This is a genomic window from Larsenimonas rhizosphaerae (genome assembly GCF_023700005.1).
Taxonomy (GTDB): Bacteria; Pseudomonadota; Gammaproteobacteria; order Pseudomonadales; family Halomonadaceae; genus Larsenimonas; species Larsenimonas rhizosphaerae.
In genome coordinates this window covers 726,136-744,381 of the sequence record NZ_JAMLJK010000001.1, presented here as the reverse complement: position 1 = coordinate 744,381, position 18,246 = coordinate 726,136, and the positions used below count along the sequence as shown (strand labels likewise).

Below are 18,246 nucleotides of genomic sequence, written 5' to 3'. Positions count from 1 at the left end.
ATTAACACAATAACCTGACTTTTTCAGGGTTATTACAGGAAATGCCATGCGTCTCACGACCAAAGGGCGGTACGCCGTTACGGCCATGCTGGATCTTGCGATTCGCCAGAACCAGGGCCCCTTGAGTCTCGCCGACATTTCAAAACGCCAGGAAATTTCCCTATCCTACCTGGAGCAGCTGTTCTCCAGGCTGCGCCGACAGGGACTGGTCAAAAGCGTCCGCGGCCCGGGCGGTGGCTATCTACTCAACCACGCCCCCGCCGATATTACCGTGTCAGCCATTATTGATGCCGTTAACGAATCAATCGATGCGACCCGCTGTCAGGGGCTTGGCGACTGCCATCATGGCGACACCTGTCTGACACACCACCTGTGGTGCGACTTGTCCGAGGCAATCCATGACTTTCTCGATGGCATCACGCTGGGAGAACTGCTGGATCGCCGCGAGGTGCAGCAGGTAGCACAGCGTCAGATTGATGACACGCCCCAACCACTGACCATCACGTCAGCCTGACAGGCTTATCACACAGGGTTCCTTTCATGACAGCGCCGTTGATTTATCTGGACAACGCCGCGACCACCCCGGTTGACCCCAGGGTAGCGCGCCTGATGATGGACTTTCTGACGGAGGATGGCACCTTTGCCAACCCCGCCTCCCGAAGTCACATGGCCGGCTGGCTCGCCGAGCAGGCCGTTGAAGGCGGGCGACGCCAGGTCGCGGATACCATCGGTGCCGATCCACGTGAAATTGTATGGACGTCCGGGGCGACAGAAGCCGATAACCTGGCACTGACCGGATACATGCGAGCCCACCGTGACAAGGGTCACCATCTGGTGACCTCATCCATCGAGCACAAGGCCGTGATTGATACGGCCATGGCACTCGAAGCTGAAGGATTCGAAGTGACCTGGCTTGCTCCGGATCACGAAGGGCGCATCTCTCCTGAATCGGTACAAAATGCCCTGCGCAGCGATACCACACTGGTATCATTGATGTCAGTCAACAATGAACTGGGCACCGAAAACGACCTGATGGCCATCGGCCGGATCGTCCATGCCCACGGCGCAGTATTCCACGTGGACGCGGCTCAGGCGGTCGGCAAGACTCCCATTGATGTTCAGCATCTGCCAGTGGACATGATGTCGCTGTCAGCCCACAAGGCCTACGGACCCAAGGGCATCGGTGCCCTGTTTGTACGCAGGGGGCTTCAGATCGAGCCACTGATTCACGGCGGTGGCCATGAGCGTGGCATGCGCTCGGGCACGCTGCCTACCCATCAGATTGTCGGCATGGGTGAAGCGTTCAGACTGGCCGGTGAAGACTATGCGCGGGATCATGATCACCTGCACATTCTGAATGCCCGGTTCCGTGAGGGGCTGGCGGCACTGACCGGCACTCACGTTCATTCACCGCTGATGGGCAGTGTGCCCAACATCATCAATGTCGGTTTCAAGGGGGTCGAGGGCGAGTCACTCATCATGGCGCTCCGCAAGCTGGCCATCTCCACCGGTTCGGCCTGCAATTCAGCAAGCGTGGACCCGTCCTATGTGCTGACCGGCATCGGCGTTCCTCGCGAAGATGCACTGGCCTCGATCCGCTTCAGCTTCGGCCGCTTTACCCGAGAGCAGGATATCGATAATGCGCTTGCTGAACTGTCGCATGCACTGACTACACTACGGGCATGAACAATGCCCCACTTTCTCACTCACAGGCTCACCGGGAGGTGAACATGGCCCGGATCGGAATTACCACTGCCGCTGCCAGGCAGATCAATACTGTCCTTGATGAACGCGGAAAAGGCCTCGGCCTACGTGTCAACGTCAAGCCCAGCGGTTGCTCAGGCTACAGCTACGTGCTCGATTTTGCCGATGACACCCAGCCCGACGAACACATGTTCGAAGAACATGGTGCCAGGGTATTCATCGGCGATGAAGCACTCACTATCCTCGACGGAACGGAAGTTGACTACGTCAACGAGGGACTGAACCGGTTTTTCAAGTTCAATAATCCCAATGTCAAGGACGAGTGTGGCTGCGGCGAAAGCTTCAGCGTATAGCACCGCTCCCCGCAGGCAGTGCAAGGCGCCGGGCAAGTCGCTATAATGCCGCGTCGCGCGCAGACACTGTCTGCTGTTATCTGACATGGTGCGCCGTCATCGAACGACGCACATGCTCGTATTGTCCCAGGACATCCATTTTATAAAACAGGAGCCTTATCATGGCTGTTGAACGTACACTTTCCATCATCAAGCCTGACGCCGTTGCCAAGAATGCCATCGGTGAAATCTACGCGCGCTTCGAAAAGAACGGCCTGCGCATTGTTGCAGCCAAAATGATGCAGCTGAGCCAGGCTCAGGCCGAAGGCTTCTACGCCGAGCACAAGGAACGTCCGTTCTTCAACGACCTCGTTGGCTTCATGACGTCCGGCCCGGTCATGGTTCAGGCGCTTGAAGGCGAAAACGCCATCGCTACAAACCGTGAACTGATGGGTGCCACCGATCCGCAGAAGGCTGACGCCGGCACCATCCGCGCCGACTTCGCCCAGTCCGTTGAAGCCAACGCCGTTCATGGTTCCGACTCTTCCGAGTCAGCTGCACGTGAAGTAGCCTTTTTCTTCGAAGACGGCGAGATCTGCTCGCGCGGTTAATCTGTCGAAGAATGCACTTCTTCCCAAGTGGCGACGCAAGTCGCCACTTTTCTTCCTGTGATGACCCGATGCCCATGACAACTTCAGCTACCGCTCCTTCACGCACCAACCTGCTGGGCCTGACCAGGCGGCAGATGGAACAATTCTTCATTGATATGGGGGAAAAGAAATTTCGCGCCACCCAGGTCATGAAGTGGATCCATGCCGAAGGCTGTGACGACTTCTCTCTCATGACGAACCTGTCCCGGGGATTGCGTGAAAAGCTTGAGGCCGTTGCTGAAATTCGTGCGCCCGGCATTGTATATGAAGGCCAGTCAAAGGACGGTACCCGCAAGTGGGTACTGGAAGTCGGGGATGGAAGCTTCGTTGAGACGGTTCTGATTCCTTCGGAGAACGGGCAGCGCCGTACGTTGTGCGTATCCTCCCAGGTTGGTTGCTCACTGGACTGCAGCTTCTGCTCAACCGGCAAGCAGGGTTTCCAGCGAAACCTGACCAGCGCAGAAATCATCGGTCAGGTCTGGGTCGCGACCAAAAGTGGTGGCGGACTCAAGGACTCGACACACCGCCCGGTCACCAATGTGGTCATGATGGGCATGGGTGAGCCACTGCTCAACTATGAACCGGTAGTCGCATCCATGCACCTGATGCTGGACGACAATGCCTATGGTCTGTCGAAGCGTCGAGTTACCCTGTCAACGTCCGGCGTCGTCCCGATGATTGACCGGCTTGGCGATGACATCGAAGTCAGCCTGGCCATTTCGCTTCATGCCCCGTTCGATGAACTGCGTAACACGCTGGTCCCCCTCAACAAAAAGTACGATATCCGCACACTGCTGGATGCCTGCAAGCGCTACCTCGACAAGTGCCCCGGCATTCACATGATCACGGTCGAGTACACCATGATCAAGGATATCAATGATCAACAGGAGCACGCCGAAGCACTGGCGACATTGCTCGACGAACTGCCCTGCAAGATCAATCTGATCCCCTTCAACCCGTTTCCCGGATCAGGCTATGAAAAGCCGTCGCGCAATCAGATCATGCGGTTCCAGAAATGGCTCTTCGAACGAGGTTATGCGGCCCCCGTCCGCATGACACGTGGCGATGACATTGATGCCGCCTGCGGCCAGCTGGTAGGACGCGTCAAGGATCGTACGCGCCGCCAGGAGCGTTATATAAAGACATTGTCCATTGATGCAGGCTAGCACCGCTTGACTTGCGGACCTGTCAGCGCTTTTATGAACATGTATTCATACCAACGACTGACTTAACCTGGTGGTATTTTAATGATTCGGCACCGACGCCTGCTTACCCGGCTGATGATTACTGCCGTCAGCGCGGTACTGTTGATCGGCTGTGCACACCAGGGGGCCCTTACGCAGGAAAGTACGTCGGAGGCCGCCGCCGGGGCCTATACGGATCTGGGGCTTGCCTATCTGAAGCGCGGAGATGTCAGCCGAGCCCGTCAGGCGCTGACTCATGCCATCGCGCTGTCACCAACCGATGCCAACGCCCTCCAGGGGATGGCCCTTCTGTCACAGCGTCAGGGCGATTCGGCCCTGGCCGAGCAGTATTACCGGCAGACGCTCGCCGAAGCGCCGTCCATGACTCAGGCGCGGAACAATTACGCCACCTTTCTGTTCAGACAGCAGCGCTATTCCGAAGCCTGTGATCAACTCGAGCGTGCCTCCGCAGATACGGAGTATGCGCGGCGCGCCCAGCTCTATGCCAACCTGGGCCAGTGCCGACTGGCCACGGGACAGCTGGACCAGGCCGCGACCAGCCTTGACCGGGCCAGAACCCTCGACCCACGCTATGCTCGTACCTACCTGCTTGAAGCACGCCTCGCGCAGCGCCTGGATAACAGGGCCGCTGCACAGCAGGCCGTGCGCCAGTACCAACGGCTCGCCGGTGTGGACCAGGAAAGTCAGTCGCTGCTTGATGAACTTCAAGGTAAACGGCTCCAGACCGTATCGCCCCAGACACCCGTACCGGCCCCCATAAATAACAAGGACACTGCTGAATGACTGAGCGCCACGACACCCCGATCCAGGACACCCTTCACATGCCGGGCACACTGCTGAAGGCAGAGCGCGAACGTCAGGGGTTAAGCGTCGACACCGTGGCGCGAAAGCTGAACCTGAAGCCGTCGCTCGTGGACGATTTTGAACGTAATCAGTTCGACAAGGTTCAGATAGCAGCCTATCGCCGCGGCTACCTGCGCTCTTACGCCCGTCTGCTCCATATGGACGAAGCCATCATTGTGGATGCGCATGACCGTCAGTTTGGACGTGAGGATGCCAGCACCCCTCGCGCTGCCCCCATCCAGACCATCAAGCCGCGAAGTGGCCGGCCGGGGCGGCTGGGCCGCATCGTCTTCCGCCTGTTCACCCTGCTCGTCATTGCAGTACTGGCAGGGCTGACCCTGGTATGGTGGCAAAGCCGCGACAATACCCCGGACGTTACGGACGATGGCGTCGACACAACGGCCCTGCCTGCCTCTGAATCGATCACTCAGATACCCACGCCAATCGAGATACCGGATACGACGGCACAGGTGTCCCCTACCCCGGAACAGCAGGACACCGCGCCAACCACTGAACCGGCGACCCCGGCGACCGAGGAGACTGCTCCATCCACGCCGGAAGTGGCTGACAGCGCAACGCCTGATACCTCATCAGCCCCAGTCGCGACCGACGCTGACACGGCCGTACCGACCCTGGCCATGTCCTTTGCTCAGGATTCCTGGGTTCGCATTACAGACAGCAGTGGTAAAAACGTCATCAGTGGCCTTCAGACTGCCGGGACGACAGCACAGGCCGAAGGCACACCTCCATTCAGGTTAACCATTGGCAACGCCAGTCATGTTACTCTGCGTCTAAACGGCGAGCAGGTTAACCTTGCCCCCCATACACGCAGCAACAATGTCGCCAAATTCACTCTGAATCAGTAGAAGACCATGAATAACCAAACACCGATCATTCGCCGGGTATCGCGGAAAATTCATGTCGGTTCCGTTCCGGTCGGCGGCGACGCCCCGATTTCGGTTCAGAGCATGACCAATACCAATACCCTCGACGTGGATGCCACCGTCGATCAGATCGAACGCATCGCCGCCGCCGGCGCCGATATCGTTCGGGTCAGCGTCCCCGACATGGACTGCGCCGAAGCGTTCGGCAGGATCAAGAAGCGGGTCAGCGTACCGCTGGTGACCGATATCCACTTCGATTACCGTATTGCCCTGCGCGTCGCCGAGCTGGGTGCAGACTGCCTGCGAATCAACCCGGGTAACATCGGGCGCGAGGATCGTGTCAAGGCAGTAGTGGAAGCGGCCCGAGCCAATGGCATTTCCATCCGGATCGGCGTGAATGCAGGCTCTCTGGAAAAGGACCTGCAGAAAAAATATGGCGAACCAACTCCGGCCGCCCTGGTCGAATCCGCGATGCGTCACATCGACTACCTTGATCGCCTGGATTTTCAGGACTTCAAGGTGTCACTGAAAGCCAGCGATGTCTTCATGGCAGTAGAGGCCTATCGCCTGATCGCCGATCAGATCGAGCAGCCCCTGCACTTGGGCATCACCGAAGCCGGTGGCCTGCGTTCGGGCACCGTCAAATCCTCGGTAGGCCTTGGCATGCTGCTGATGGACGGCATCGGCGACACCCTCCGCGTTTCACTGGCGGCTGACCCGGTAGAGGAAATCAAGGTAGGCTTCGATATTCTGAAAAGCCTCAAGCTCAGAAGTCGGGGAATCAACTTTATTGCATGCCCCAGCTGCTCGCGGCAGAATTTCGATGTCATCAGCACCATGAATGCCCTTGAAGAGCGTCTGGAAGATGTCATGACCCCCATTAATGTGGCCGTGATTGGCTGCGTGGTGAATGGCCCGGGCGAAGCCAAGGAAGTAGATCTGGGCCTGACCGGTGGCAGCCCGAACAACCTGGTCTATATCGATGGCAAGCCAGCCAGTAAACTGCGCAACGACCATCTGGTCGATGACCTGGAAAAGCTGATTCGTGACAAGGCCGCTGCCAAGGAAGCCGACATGGCCCGGCTGATCACCAGCGACGGACAATAATCTTCAACCGGCCCGCCACCGGCCGGATCTGGTTCAGGAGTAGATTTTGAGCAAGGTACAAGCCATTCGTGGCATGAATGACCTTCTGCCGGAGCAGTCCCCGCTCTGGCAGTATTTTGAAGGACATATCCAGGCATTGATGAGCCGCTACGGCTATCAGGAAATACGCACCCCTGTTCTTGAACAGACGTCGCTGTTCAAACGCTCCATCGGCGAAGTGACCGACATCGTCGAAAAGGAAATGTATACCTTCGATGATCGCAGCGGAGACAGCCTGACGCTGCGTCCGGAAGGCACCGCTGCCGTAGTGCGAGCAGCCATTGAAAACGGGATGCTGCACAACCAGACCCAGCGCCTGTGGTACACCGGTCCGATGTTTCGTTATGAACGTCCCCAAAAGGGCCGGTATCGCCAGTTCCATCAGGTCGGTGTCGAAATCTTCGGTCTGGATGGTCCCGATATCGATGCTGAAGCCATTCTTCTGACAGCACGGCTATGGAAACAGCTGGGGCTGAATGAGCACGTAACGCTTGAACTGAACTCGCTGGGCTCCAACGAAGCGCGCAGTGCCTATCGTTCACTGCTGGTGGATTATTTTACCGCTCATGAAGACCAGCTCGACGAAGATTCCCGGCGGCGCCTGACCTCCAATCCACTGAGGATTCTGGACAGCAAGAACCCGGCCATGCAGGACCTGATCGAAGGCGCTCCTCAGCTGCTGGAGCACCTTGACCGTGAGTCGCAGGACCATTTTGAATCACTGAAACGCCTGCTTGATGCCGCTGGTATTGCCTACGTTATCAACCCGCGCCTGGTGCGTGGGCTGGATTACTACAATCGCACCGTATTCGAGTGGACCACGACAGCGCTGGGCAGTCAGGGTACCGTCTGTGCCGGCGGGCGGTATGACGGCCTTGTCGAACAGCTTGGTGGAAAGCCCACCAGGGCCGTGGGCTTTGCCATGGGCATCGAACGTCTGGTGCTTCTGCTTGATACGCTGGGACTCGTACCACCTGAGTTGCATCACAACGTGGATGTCTATTTGATGGCCATGAGCGATCACGGCCAGTCGCAGGCACTGCTGCTGGGTGAGACATTGCGTGATGCCCTGCCCGGTCTGAGAGTACAGGTGCATTGCGGAGGCGGCAGTTTCAAGAGCCGAATGAAGAAGGCCGACCGCAGCGGTGCATCGCTGGCCCTCATTCTTGGCGAAGACGAGCTGTCCGAACATACCGTAAGCGTTAAATACCTGCGCGACGACACCGACCAGACCACGCTGGATCAACCGTCACTGGTGGCATTGCTCACCGAACGGTTCCCGGCCGCTACCGAGCACTGACAGCCCGGACAAGGAGCCCCCTGTGGTTGATGAAGTACGAGATGACAGTGAACAAATCGACGCGTTCAAGCGCTGGTGGAAATCCTCCGGCAGCTCGATCGTGGTGGGTGCACTGCTGGCCGGCATTGCCGTATTCGGCTGGAAATACTGGCAGAGCCATCAGGAAAGCCAGGCTGCGGCCGCTTCAGCCCGTTATCAGCAACTGATTCAGGTGGTCGGTCAGTCCACCAATGAACAGGCGCGTGGTGAAGCCAACACGCTGATTGACCAGATCCTGCAAAAGGATGACGGATCACTCTATGCCGAGCTGGCGCGACTGATTCAGGCCCGGCTGGCCGTGGATGATGGCGAACTTGACAGTGCCCGCAGCATTCTCGCCGATGTAGTCTCAAACAGTGATGACAACTACGTCACGCAGGTAGCGCGGCTGAATCTGGCACGCCTGCAGTTGGCTGCACAGACACCCGACAAGGCCATGTCAACGCTTGAGAACGTCACTATAGACAGTCTGAATGCACAGGTGCTGGCACTTCGCGGCGACATCTGGAAGGCTCAAGGGGACGCCGACAAGGCGCTTTCTGCCTATCAGCAGGCCCAGAAGGCCGCCACCGACAGTGACCAGCCCATCTTCGGACTCCAACTGAAAATCGATGACCTTGCGCCCAAGGAGGCCCCATGAGCCTGACTCGCCTGATTGCGCCGGCGGCGCTGGTTGCCCTGCTCGCCGGCTGTGCCGGTAACCCGCCCGAAAACCCGCCGACACCGCTTAAGGACATCAGCACCAGCGTGTCATTGAACACGGTATGGGCAGAAGGGGTCGGTAGCCTGGGCCGCGCGCGCTACCCGATCTCACCGGCCCTGGGCGGCGGCATGATCTATGCCGGCAGCGCCGAAGGCCACCTTGAAGCCATCGACACGGCCTCTGGTGAAGTGCGGTGGGAAACGGACCTGGATTATCACATTTCCAGTGGCCTGACTCTGGATTCGGGCAGGCTGTACTTCGGTACCCGGGACGGCCATATCCTCTCGGTGGACGCCACCAATGGTGATATTGCATGGAAAAGCAACGTTGCCAGTGAAGTGCTTGCCCCTCCGCAGCTCAACAGCGGCCTTGTCGTCACACAGGGCATCGATGGCACGCTGACGGCTCTGGATCGGTTTTCCGGTGAACAGAAATGGCTGTATACCGCCTCGCAGCCGGCACTGACGCTTCGGGGCACGGGTACGCCCCGTACGATCGAGCCGGTGACCTTCGCCGGGTTTTCGAATGGTCGCCTGACCGCCTTTGACAACCGCAGCGGCGCGCCACTCTGGAGCCAGCAGATTGCCGTTCCCAGGGGCCGTACCGATGTCGATCAGCTGGTGGATATCAACGGCCAGCCGCTTCTCACCAAGGATGGTCGTCTGTTTGTCACCAGCTACAACGGCAGGATCGTCGCCCTGAATGCCCGGAACGGGCAACCGATCTGGCAACGTGACGAGTCCAGCTACACGACGCCCTTGCTGGCCGGTGACTACCTCTTCACGATCAATGACAAGAGCGACATCCTCGCGCTGGACGCCAAGTCCGGGCAGGTCATCTGGCAGACGGACGATCTGCAGGGCCGCAAGCTCAGCGCACCGGCCCTGATCGATGGCAAGCTCGCAGTAGGCGATTACAAGGGATATGTTCATGTGCTGGACGCCCGCAGCGGCGAACTGATCGGCCGTGACAACATCGGCGGAGACGGTATCAGCGTCGGCCTTCTCAGTGACGGGCAGCATCTCTATGCCCTGAACAATGATGGCACCCTGGTCGCCTATACGCTCAAGGCGCGCCAGTAATCAGGCAACTTCGGCCATTCTGATATCAGGATGGCCGGAGCCTTTCCCTCTTGGCCCGGATTTGCGGTATCATGCCGCCATATTATCCAGTTGTGCCATATCCTTCATGCTTTCAAGTCAGTCACGCCAGCGTCCCGTCGAGGCCCCATGAATCCTGTCATCGCTCTAGTTGGCCGCCCCAACGTCGGCAAATCTACCCTGTTCAACCGCCTGACCCGTTCGCGGGATGCCATTGTGGCCGATTATGCCGGGCTGACCCGCGACCGACACTATGGTAACGGCAAGCTGGGCAACAAGCCGTTTACCGTCATTGATACCGGCGGGATCAGCGGCAACGAGCAGGGTATCGATGCTGCCATGGCCGAACAGTCCCTGCTGGCCATTGATGAGGCTGATATCGTCTTTTTCATGGTGGATGCCCGGGCCGGCCTTACACCGGCAGATGAGGCCATTGCCAACCACCTGCGCATGAACCAGAAAAAAACATGGCTTGTCGTCAACAAGAGTGATGGCACGCAGGAAGAAATTGCCACGGCCGAATTCTGGACCATGGGTCTGGGCGACCCGGTAGCCATTGCCGCCGAACATGGCCGTAACGTCACTCAGCTGATCGAGCATGTGCTTGAGCCCTACCCAGAGCTTGATGACGAAAGCCTGCACCCGGAGCTCAATGTCGATCAGGGAATTCGTATCGGCATTGTCGGCCGGCCTAATGTTGGCAAGTCGACCCTGGTCAATCGGATGCTGGGCGAGGAACGGGTGGTAGTCTATGACCAGGCAGGCACAACGCGCGATGCCATCGAAATCCCCTTCGAGCGTCGCGGCAAGCCTTATGTCCTGGTGGATACGGCCGGTATCCGCAGGCGCAAGAATGTCAGCGAAGCCGCCGAAAAGTTTTCCATCATCAAAACGCTTGATGCCATCAAGCAGTGCCACGTGGCAATAGTGGTACTGGATGCGCGTACCGGGCTGGTCGAGCAGGACATGCACCTGCTGGATTATGTTCTCGAGTCAGGCCGCGCCCTTGTGCTGGCCGTCAACAAGTGGGATGGACTGGAAAGTGACGTGAAGGAAAAGATGCGCGCCGAGCTGAAGCGCCGTCTGGGCTTTACGGACTACGCAGACATGCACTTCATTTCGGCGCTCCATGGCACAGGTGTGGGCGACCTGTATACCTCGGTCAATAGTGCCTTCAAAAGCGCCACATCGCGATGGTCAACCAATCGTCTGACCACCCTGCTGCAGGATGCGATTACCGAGCATCAGCCGCCACTGGTTCGTGGTCGGCGAATCAAGCCACGCATGGCGCACCAGGGCGGTACGAACCCGCCGATCATCGTGGTACACGGCAACCAGGTTGATGCTCTGCCCGATGCCTACAAACGGTTTTTGATCAATACCTTCCGTAAGGTCCTCAAGGTTCGCGGCACACCGATCCGGTTTGAATTTCGCACGAATGACAACCCGTACGATCACCAGAAGAATGACAGTGATCGAGAAAAGGCCAAGTCACGTGAACTGGCCAAGACTCGTGAAGCACGCCGCAACCGCCGTTAATCCGTCGGTTCACTGACGCACACCTTGTTACGTCCGCCGGTCTTGGCCTGATACATGGCCTGATCGGCGATCTCAAGCAGCACACTGCCCTCTCCGCTACTGGCGGTTGTGGCAATGCCGGCACTGAACGATACGCGAAAGCTTTGCTCCCCCGAAACACAGTCAAGCTGACTGAAATTCATCCGTATCTCATTGAAGATACGCGCAGCATTTTCCGCATCACAGTTCGGCAGAATCGCCACAAACTCCTCACCGCCATAACGGCCGACCGTATCGACCTTGCGCAACCGCCGCCGCAGCAAATTGGCCAGCAGCCGAATGACATAATCCCCGGTGGCATGCCCATAAGTGTCATTGACCGACTTGAAGTGATCGATGTCGATCATGACCACACTGGCGGGCTCACCACTGCGCTGTGCACGTGACACCTCAATATCCAGCTGTTCCTTGAGCGCCGCATGCTTCATGAGTCCGGTCAGCCCGTCACGCTCCAGCGCCTCGCTGAGCTGTCGGGAACGCTGAGAGCGCACCTTGACCGCATTGATCAGATCCAGATCGCTGATGGGCTTGGCCAGGAAGTCATCACCGGCCTGCCGCAGCGCCACCGTTCGCCGATCCTGATCGGTTTCTGCCGAAAGATAGATGATCGGTACCTTCAGCCAGTCGTCATCCAGCCTCAGCACCTGCGCCAGCTCCGGTCCACTGCAGCCTGGCATGTTGATATCGACGATGAGAATATCCGGCATATGATCATGCAGGGCAGCCACGACCATGGAGGGCGTGTTCACGACCCGACTGTCGATACCCGCGGCCTGCAGCACCAGTCGAAAATGCTCGGACAGCTCGACGTCATCATCAACAATGACCACACGATACGGGTCCTGGGTATGGCGTGTGGCCAGACGGCGCAGGCGCGCCTCCAGCCGCGGGATATCGATCGGATAGGTAAAGTACCCCTGAGCACCACAACGCACTGCATGCAAACGTCGCTCGAAGGTATCGAGCCGGTTGAGCTGAATCAGCGCCGTGGGAACATCATCGCGGCTGATATAAGCGCGGAGCGACATGGTCAGCACATTCTGATCGGCCACCAGTACATCCGGAGCAGGAGACATCGACAGAATGTCCCCCGCCTCTGCAGCAAATCGGATGGCATAGCCGAATCCCTTCAGCGCATCTGCCATGTGCTCGCCTTCATGGGTGGAAAGCCCCAGCAGTACCACGGTCACTGCGGCATCGGTATATTCAGAGCCGGCATCAAAGTCGATACGCGGCGGCGTGTCGCCGTCGGATGCAGCCTTGTGCATATGCCCTATCAGCGCCCGAAGCCGCGCCCGGATCATCTCCAGCGCTTCCGGCGCCACATCGTCAGCACGCTTCAGCCAGATCTGCGTCTGCTGCTCCATCTCTCGACAGGCCGCACCCACCTCTGTCCAGCCGAATGTTCCGGCAGAACCTGCGATACGGTGCAGCGACTGACACAGTGAGGCCATCATCTCCCGGTTGCCCTGCTCCGCCAGCATCGCTGTCGTACAGCGCTCCAGATCGACAAGATCCTCGGCCAGTCGATGCTTGTAGCTTTCCTTGAGGTTGGCAAGCTGCTGCTGAACCAGCGATGCGTCAGGTGTCGCCATGAACGTTCTCCCATACTGCCCGCAGCCGCTCTGCCAGCGTCATGGGGTCAAAGGGCTTTTCGAGCACATCCACGGCACCCAGTGCCCGGTACTGCTCCACTTCTGCCGGCTGAATCCTGGCCGTCATGAAAACCACCGGGATGGATGCCAGCGCCTCATCCTGCTGCAGGTGCTTCAGGGTCGTTGGACCATCCATGTTGGGCATCATGACGTCCATCAGAATCAAGTCCGGCCTGAAGGTTGCAAGAACGTTCAGCGCATGCTGACCGTCGTCACAGCCTGTCACATTGAATCCCCCTACCGTCTCAAGGGCCACACGTGCAACAGCCTGGATGGAGGGATCATCTTCGACGTGTAAAATAGTATCCAGAGGTTTCACTGTAGGCTTCCTTTTTGAATAGACCGACCATCAAGGATCTGTTGTAGCGTCTGCACAAAGGCTTTATTGGAGATACGCGACTTCGCCAGCGCCCCCTGCACTATCGAACGCTGCTCCGCGGTTATTTCATTGCCGGAAAGCACCACCACCGGCGGTGGTTTTTCCAGGGAATTGATCATCGACATCAACTCCCAGCCGGAACCATCCGGCAACCCCAGATCCAGAAGAACAAGATCATATGTAATGCTGCCAAGCCTTTGACGTGCCTCCTGCAGGGTCTGCGCCACATCCAGTACTGCGATGTCGCGGCACATGGCTGAAATGACCTGGTGCAGGTCACTGTCATCCTCGACATGCAGAATGCGGCCCATGGCCTGACCTGGCGTGATTACGCCTCGCAGCACGTCCAACAGCATGTCCTGGTCAATGGGCTTGCTTAACCAGCCCCGCGCTTCAACGCCACTGGCAAGCTTCAATTCACCGTTGGACTGATGCGCCGAAATCACGATGACCGGCATATCACACTCAGGATCCATCTCACGCAACTGGCGCATGACTTCCTTGCCACTGAAATCCGGCAGGATCATATCCAGCGTCATGGCATCAAAGCGCTGCTGGCGCAGGCGGTCCAGCGCCGACTGACCACTGTAGGCCGTTTCTGCGTGGAACCCCCACTTCTCGACCAGCTGCTTGATAAGCCAGGCGGTATCCGGGTCATCCTCCACGATCAGGACCAGTGGCCTGTCGCCTTCCCGCGCCCCGTCAGCCGATGACAGCTCCGCCAGCCCTGCAGGCATCGCATCCTGATGGATCGGCAGCTCAAAATAGAAGGTGGAACCCTGCCCCTCGATGGAATCAAATCCGACACGGCCTTTCATCCGCATGATCAATTCACGCGTGATGGCAAGTCCCAGCCCGGTGCCACCTTTCTTTTTGGTATTGGAGCTATCTGCCTGGGTGAATTTTTCAAACAGACTCGACTGAAAGGCTTCCGGTATACCCGGCCCCTTGTCACGCACTTCAACCCGGACACCCAGTGCACAGGGCACAACCCCCACCGTCACCTGACCTGACTCGGGAGAGAACTTGATGGCATTGGACAGGAAGTTGGACATGATCTGCTGGAACCGGCTCGCGTCCACGGCCACCTCACAGTCAAGGGTTTCACCGACACACAACGTGATGCCGAACTTGTCGGCATAGCCACCATTATCCTTCAGGGACTGCTCGACCAGAGGCATCAGAGGCTGCTGTACGACGTCAAAGCGCATCTTGCCAGCGACCAGCTTGTCCATGTCCAACAGATCGTTGATCAACAGGTTCAACCGATTGGAATTGCTGTAGGCAATGTCCAGCATGCTCTTGAGCTGGACCGGCAACTCACCGAAGGCTCCGCCGGTAACAAGACCCAGCGAACCGGAAATGGAAGTCAATGGCGTACGAAGCTCATGACTGATGGTCGATACGAATTCGTTCTTCATTCGTTCGATACGCTTTTGCTCACTGATGTCCTGGGCCAGTGACAAATAACCGGTAGGGACGCCTTCCTTGTCACAAATCGGTGAGATGGAGAGGCTGACCATGATTTCATCGCCCTTTGCCGTGATGCAGGTCCACTCGGTGACATCGACATGACCGCGGCGCGGTTTTTCCAGCAGCACCGAGGACAGGGACACGCTCTCGCCCAGCTCCTCTTCCAGTGCGGCGCGATAATGCTCCAGCTCATCGGGTACATGAAACACATCCTGAGGTTGCTGCCCCAGTATTTCCTGTGAGGAGTAGCCCAGAATGCGCTCGGCACCGGTATTGAACAGGTTGATACGCCCATCCAGATCCATCGCCATGATGGCGACGCTGGTCGAGGCATCGATCAACGCCTCGAGACGCTGTCGATCCTGCTGTACCTGCTCTTCGGTCTGCTTCTGTTCAGTCACATCATGCATGAAACCATGCCAGGTGGTACCGCCATCCATGTCCCGCTGTGGTGACGAGCTGCCGCGTACCCAGTGAACACTGCCATCGGCATGAGTGACACGAAACTCGGTATTCCAGCGTGACAGATTCAGGCGGGACTCCGTAATGGACTCGATAATGGCCTCCAGATCGTCCGGGTGAACGATCTCAAAGACCTTACCGGCATCAAAGCGGACCTCCTCGGGCGTCACCTGGTAGATATCCTGAATGCCTTCACTGCTGTACGGGAAGGAAACGTGCCCATCGGGATCTTCCCGGTACTGATAAAGCGTGCCCGGCACGTGCTGGCTGATACGCGCCAGTCGCGTCATTAATTCATTACGCTCGCTTTCTTCATTCATCGCATTGATCGTGGCACCAACCCAGCGCGACAGGGCCAGCATGAACTCTTCCTCTACCTGATCAAAGGGCGTGCTGCGCGCCTCGCCACTGGAAAAATTGAGCGTGCCATAACGGAGCCCCCCTACCCACAGCGGCACCCCTATATAGGCCGTGACAAGCATTTTCCGGTGACAGGGGTGATCGGCGTACGGGGTGTTGTTTGCATCATTGAAAGCCAGCATCGTGTCCTGTTCGAGCGTCAGGCAACAGAAGGTATCGGCCGTACTGAAGCGCATGCCGTTTTCGAGGGCACCATCCCGGGATTGCTGAAAACGCACCAGGTATTCATCGCCGTTGATACGGCTGACAATGGCGTTGGGCATCTGCAGGAAATTACAGCCAATGGCCAGGGCATGTGCTACGCGCTTTTCTGTATCCAGGCGACGGTTGGCAGATATTTCATTGAGCGCTCGCAGTGCCTGTGCCTGGCGCTCCAGCTGTTGCTGGACGTGCATCATCTGACGCCGCGTCGCCTTGCCATAAGAGAAGATCAGCAGTAAAAGGCCAAATTCCGTCAGCAATAGCCCAATGATCCAGCGACCCGCTGTCTGCCACTGATGTCGCTCATGCTGTCGGGCCTCATCGGTAATATCTTCCCACAACAGCAATCGAACACCCGGCGTATCGGCAAGCTGGAGACTACCGGCCAGCAACGTGCGTTCATCAAGGTCAATCACGCGTTCATTAATGCCTGGACGTTGAGATGCACGGTCCTCGAACTGCGTCAGAATCCGCGAGCCCGTTGCAGCCGGATTCAGCAGCGTTCCCTGGGGTCCGATCAAGACAGCACCCAGCCCCAGCTCACGGGCCCTGTCCTTCAAAAGAGCAGAGACTGAATGGGTCAGTGCCACATAACCGTGGGCGGGTGTATCAGCCGAGGTGGCTGACGATGATCGAAGCCGGTCTACTGCCGTCATCAGAAGAGCCTGCTGCCCCAGCCGCATATCGATCACTGGCGCCTTGTCAGGCATGTTGGAGCGTATGTACGTCCTGGAGGTGAGCGCCATGTCCGGCGCACCGCGCTCGATAAGAAGGGTCTTGCCATCACTGCCAATCAGTGCCAGATGGCCGATGTCACCCAACGACTGGTAGTGCGTCATTACCTGAGCCAGTTGGGCCTGTATTTCCGGCAGCGTGCTGCTGGTGGAGGATAGCGGCAGGAGTCGTTCGAGCAGCGTGTCAAGGGTCGGGTCAGCCGTCACCACGGCGACCTGATGTTCCAGATCAGCCTTCATGGTAATCAGCGCCTGCTCCATGGCACGGCGCTGGAACTGGCCTTCCTTGTTCAGCGCATTGAACCACTCCTCATCGCCGTGCTTCAACGAGGCCATGAGCATATAGCCAAAGAAGGCCGCCAGAATAAGTGCGCCGGCACCAGCCAGAATGCCAGGCGAACGAAGGTCCCGAATTCCTTTCATCTGCATCATCCACAGTCCAATTGGAGTAGCTATCGGCTGTGGATGACCTTAATACACCTTTCGCACATGCAAATGGACAAATAAAGGCTAATAGCAGTGCATCATTGGCCATCGCCCTGTAGACAGAATACCTTTCATTCGCTGAGCCACTGCGCCGCAAACTGCCATGCAGCCCGACCGCTGCGAACGCCACGTTGAGTGGCAAAACGCAGTGCCGCCCTTTCTGCTTCATCCCCCCATTCGCTGCCCAGCTCGGTAACCCAGTACCGGCAGGCCTCGAGAAAGGTGGCCTGATCAAAGGGATAGAAACTCAGCCAGAGGCCGAACCGATCGGACAGGGATATCTTCTCTTCAACGGCGTCACCGTGGTGAAGCTCCTGACCCACCACTTTGGTCGCCTGGTTATCCTCCATTGACTCCGGCAGCAAATGGCGACGATTGGACGTCGCGTACAGCAGCACGTTCTCCGGAGGGCCGGTCAGCGTCCCGTCAAGTACGCTCTTGAGCGCCTTGTAGGCATCATCACTGCCTTCAAAGGAAAGATCGTCACAGTACACGATGAAGCGCCAGGGCTGATCACGCAGCTCATTGACCAGTGCCGGCAGACTGACCAGATCATGGCGGTCCACTTGAATCAATCGAAGCCCGTCCGCCCCCAGGTCATTGATCAGGGCACGCACCAATGACGACTTGCCGCAACCTCGAGCGCCCCACAAGAGGGCATGATTGGACGGACGTCCGGCCATGAAGGCTCGTGTATTACGCAGGAGTGCCTCGCGCTGACGCTCGATGCCCACCAGAGACGCCATGCTCAGGCTGTCACGTGGTGAAACCGGCACCAGATAGCCCCCCAGAGGATGACGCACCCACAATGCCGCGGTATCGGATGACCAGTCGATCGGAGGGCGTTTGGGGGGCAGAAACGGCTCAACACAATCAAGTAGCTGCACTAACCGGGTAACCAGGGCGTCGTTCATGATGTATTTCCTGACAAGAAGTTTGACCCTGCGTTACA

The 18,246-nt window shown here is 58.0% G+C and carries 16 protein-coding genes; 12 read left to right on the top strand and 4 right to left on the bottom strand.

Annotated elements, in window-relative coordinates; all coding sequences use genetic code 11:
* The first annotated feature begins 46 nt into the window (after positions 1-46).
* From iscR to der, 12 genes are all read left to right on the top strand, one after another.
* Positions 47-514, top strand: coding sequence for a Fe-S cluster assembly transcriptional regulator IscR (gene iscR / locus NAT21_RS03340; protein ID WP_250935692.1), 468 nt, complete (start codon positions 47-49; stop codon positions 512-514).
* Positions 515-540: 26 nt separating this feature from the next.
* Positions 541-1,686, top strand: a complete 1,146-nt coding sequence (locus tag NAT21_RS03335) for an aminotransferase class V-fold PLP-dependent enzyme (RefSeq protein ID WP_250935691.1) — start codon at positions 541-543, stop codon at positions 1,684-1,686.
* A gap of 44 nt (positions 1,687-1,730) precedes the next feature.
* Entirely contained in the window at positions 1,731-2,057 is a 327-nt protein-coding gene (locus NAT21_RS03330) for a HesB/IscA family protein (RefSeq protein ID WP_250935690.1), read from the top strand.
* 161 nt (positions 2,058-2,218) lie between these two features.
* Entirely contained in the window at positions 2,219-2,647 is a 429-nt protein-coding gene (ndk, locus tag NAT21_RS03325; protein WP_250935689.1) for a nucleoside-diphosphate kinase, read from the top strand.
* A gap of 68 nt (positions 2,648-2,715) precedes the next feature.
* Positions 2,716-3,852, top strand: coding sequence for a dual-specificity RNA methyltransferase RlmN (gene rlmN / locus NAT21_RS03320; protein ID WP_250935688.1), 1,137 nt, complete (start codon positions 2,716-2,718; stop codon positions 3,850-3,852).
* An 81-nt stretch (positions 3,853-3,933) separates the two neighbouring features.
* Positions 3,934-4,674 carry a tetratricopeptide repeat protein gene (locus tag NAT21_RS03315; protein WP_250935685.1) on the top strand — a complete coding sequence of 247 codons (741 nt, stop codon included), beginning with the start codon at positions 3,934-3,936 and terminating at the stop codon, positions 4,672-4,674.
* The gene (locus NAT21_RS03310) at positions 4,671-5,600 is read left to right on the top strand and encodes a RodZ domain-containing protein (protein ID WP_250935683.1); all 930 of its coding nucleotides are present in this window, start codon (positions 4,671-4,673) and stop codon (positions 5,598-5,600) included. Before NAT21_RS03315 ends, NAT21_RS03310 begins: the two co-directional genes overlap by 4 nt.
* 6 nt (positions 5,601-5,606) lie before the next feature.
* Positions 5,607-6,725, top strand: a complete 1,119-nt coding sequence (ispG, locus tag NAT21_RS03305; RefSeq protein ID WP_250935680.1) for a flavodoxin-dependent (E)-4-hydroxy-3-methylbut-2-enyl-diphosphate synthase — start codon at positions 5,607-5,609, stop codon at positions 6,723-6,725.
* 43 nt (positions 6,726-6,768) lie between these two features.
* Positions 6,769-8,064, top strand: coding sequence for a histidine--tRNA ligase (gene hisS / locus NAT21_RS03300; protein ID WP_250937966.1), 1,296 nt, complete (start codon positions 6,769-6,771; stop codon positions 8,062-8,064).
* Positions 8,065-8,086: 22 nt separating this feature from the next.
* Positions 8,087-8,743: a YfgM family protein gene (locus NAT21_RS03295; RefSeq protein ID WP_250935677.1), complete on the top strand. Its 657-nt coding sequence runs from the start codon at positions 8,087-8,089 to the stop codon at positions 8,741-8,743.
* Positions 8,740-9,888 carry an outer membrane protein assembly factor BamB gene (bamB, locus tag NAT21_RS03290; RefSeq protein ID WP_250935675.1) on the top strand — a complete coding sequence of 383 codons (1,149 nt, stop codon included), beginning with the start codon at positions 8,740-8,742 and terminating at the stop codon, positions 9,886-9,888. Before NAT21_RS03295 ends, bamB begins: the two co-directional genes overlap by 4 nt.
* Before the next feature lie 147 nt (positions 9,889-10,035).
* On the top strand, positions 10,036-11,445 hold the full coding sequence (gene der / locus NAT21_RS03285; protein WP_250935673.1) for a ribosome biogenesis GTPase Der: 1,410 nt from the start codon (positions 10,036-10,038) through the stop codon (positions 11,443-11,445).
* Here the strand turns inward: der and NAT21_RS03280 are convergent.
* From NAT21_RS03280 to NAT21_RS03265, 4 genes are all read right to left on the bottom strand, one after another.
* Positions 11,442-13,079 (bottom strand): diguanylate cyclase, encoded by a 1,638-nt coding sequence (locus NAT21_RS03280; protein WP_250935671.1) that lies wholly within the window; start codon positions 13,077-13,079, stop codon positions 11,442-11,444. The genes der and NAT21_RS03280 overlap by 4 nt on opposite strands.
* On the bottom strand, positions 13,066-13,458 hold the full coding sequence (locus tag NAT21_RS03275) for a response regulator (protein ID WP_250935669.1): 393 nt from the start codon (positions 13,456-13,458) through the stop codon (positions 13,066-13,068). Before NAT21_RS03275 ends, NAT21_RS03280 begins: the two co-directional genes overlap by 14 nt.
* Complete coding sequence (locus NAT21_RS03270; RefSeq protein ID WP_250935667.1) at positions 13,455-17,231, bottom strand: response regulator; 3,777 nt, start codon at positions 17,229-17,231, stop codon at positions 13,455-13,457. The genes NAT21_RS03275 and NAT21_RS03270 overlap by 4 nt, the downstream gene beginning before the upstream one ends.
* A 134-nt stretch (positions 17,232-17,365) precedes the next feature.
* Positions 17,366-18,208 (bottom strand): ATP-binding protein, encoded by an 843-nt coding sequence (locus tag NAT21_RS03265; protein WP_250935664.1) that lies wholly within the window; start codon positions 18,206-18,208, stop codon positions 17,366-17,368.
* Positions 18,209-18,246 lie beyond the last annotated feature (38 nt).

Coding starts and splice junctions, on each gene's coding strand:
- iscR (WP_250935692.1), top strand. CDS start 47: ATGCGTCTCACGACCAAAGGGCGGTACGCCGTTACGGCCATGCTGGAT.
- NAT21_RS03335 (WP_250935691.1), top strand. CDS start 541: ATGACAGCGCCGTTGATTTATCTGGACAACGCCGCGACCACCCCGGTT.
- NAT21_RS03330 (WP_250935690.1), top strand. CDS start 1,731: ATGGCCCGGATCGGAATTACCACTGCCGCTGCCAGGCAGATCAATACT.
- ndk (WP_250935689.1), top strand. CDS start 2,219: ATGGCTGTTGAACGTACACTTTCCATCATCAAGCCTGACGCCGTTGCC.
- rlmN (WP_250935688.1), top strand. CDS start 2,716: ATGCCCATGACAACTTCAGCTACCGCTCCTTCACGCACCAACCTGCTG.
- NAT21_RS03315 (WP_250935685.1), top strand. CDS start 3,934: ATGATTCGGCACCGACGCCTGCTTACCCGGCTGATGATTACTGCCGTC.
- NAT21_RS03310 (WP_250935683.1), top strand. CDS start 4,671: ATGACTGAGCGCCACGACACCCCGATCCAGGACACCCTTCACATGCCG.
- ispG (WP_250935680.1), top strand. CDS start 5,607: ATGAATAACCAAACACCGATCATTCGCCGGGTATCGCGGAAAATTCAT.
- bamB (WP_250935675.1), top strand. CDS start 8,740: ATGAGCCTGACTCGCCTGATTGCGCCGGCGGCGCTGGTTGCCCTGCTC.
- der (WP_250935673.1), top strand. CDS start 10,036: ATGAATCCTGTCATCGCTCTAGTTGGCCGCCCCAACGTCGGCAAATCT.
- NAT21_RS03280 (WP_250935671.1), bottom strand. CDS start 13,079: ATGGCGACACCTGACGCATCGCTGGTTCAGCAGCAGCTTGCCAACCTC.
- NAT21_RS03270 (WP_250935667.1), bottom strand. CDS start 17,231: ATGAAAGGAATTCGGGACCTTCGTTCGCCTGGCATTCTGGCTGGTGCC.
- NAT21_RS03265 (WP_250935664.1), bottom strand. CDS start 18,208: ATGAACGACGCCCTGGTTACCCGGTTAGTGCAGCTACTTGATTGTGTT.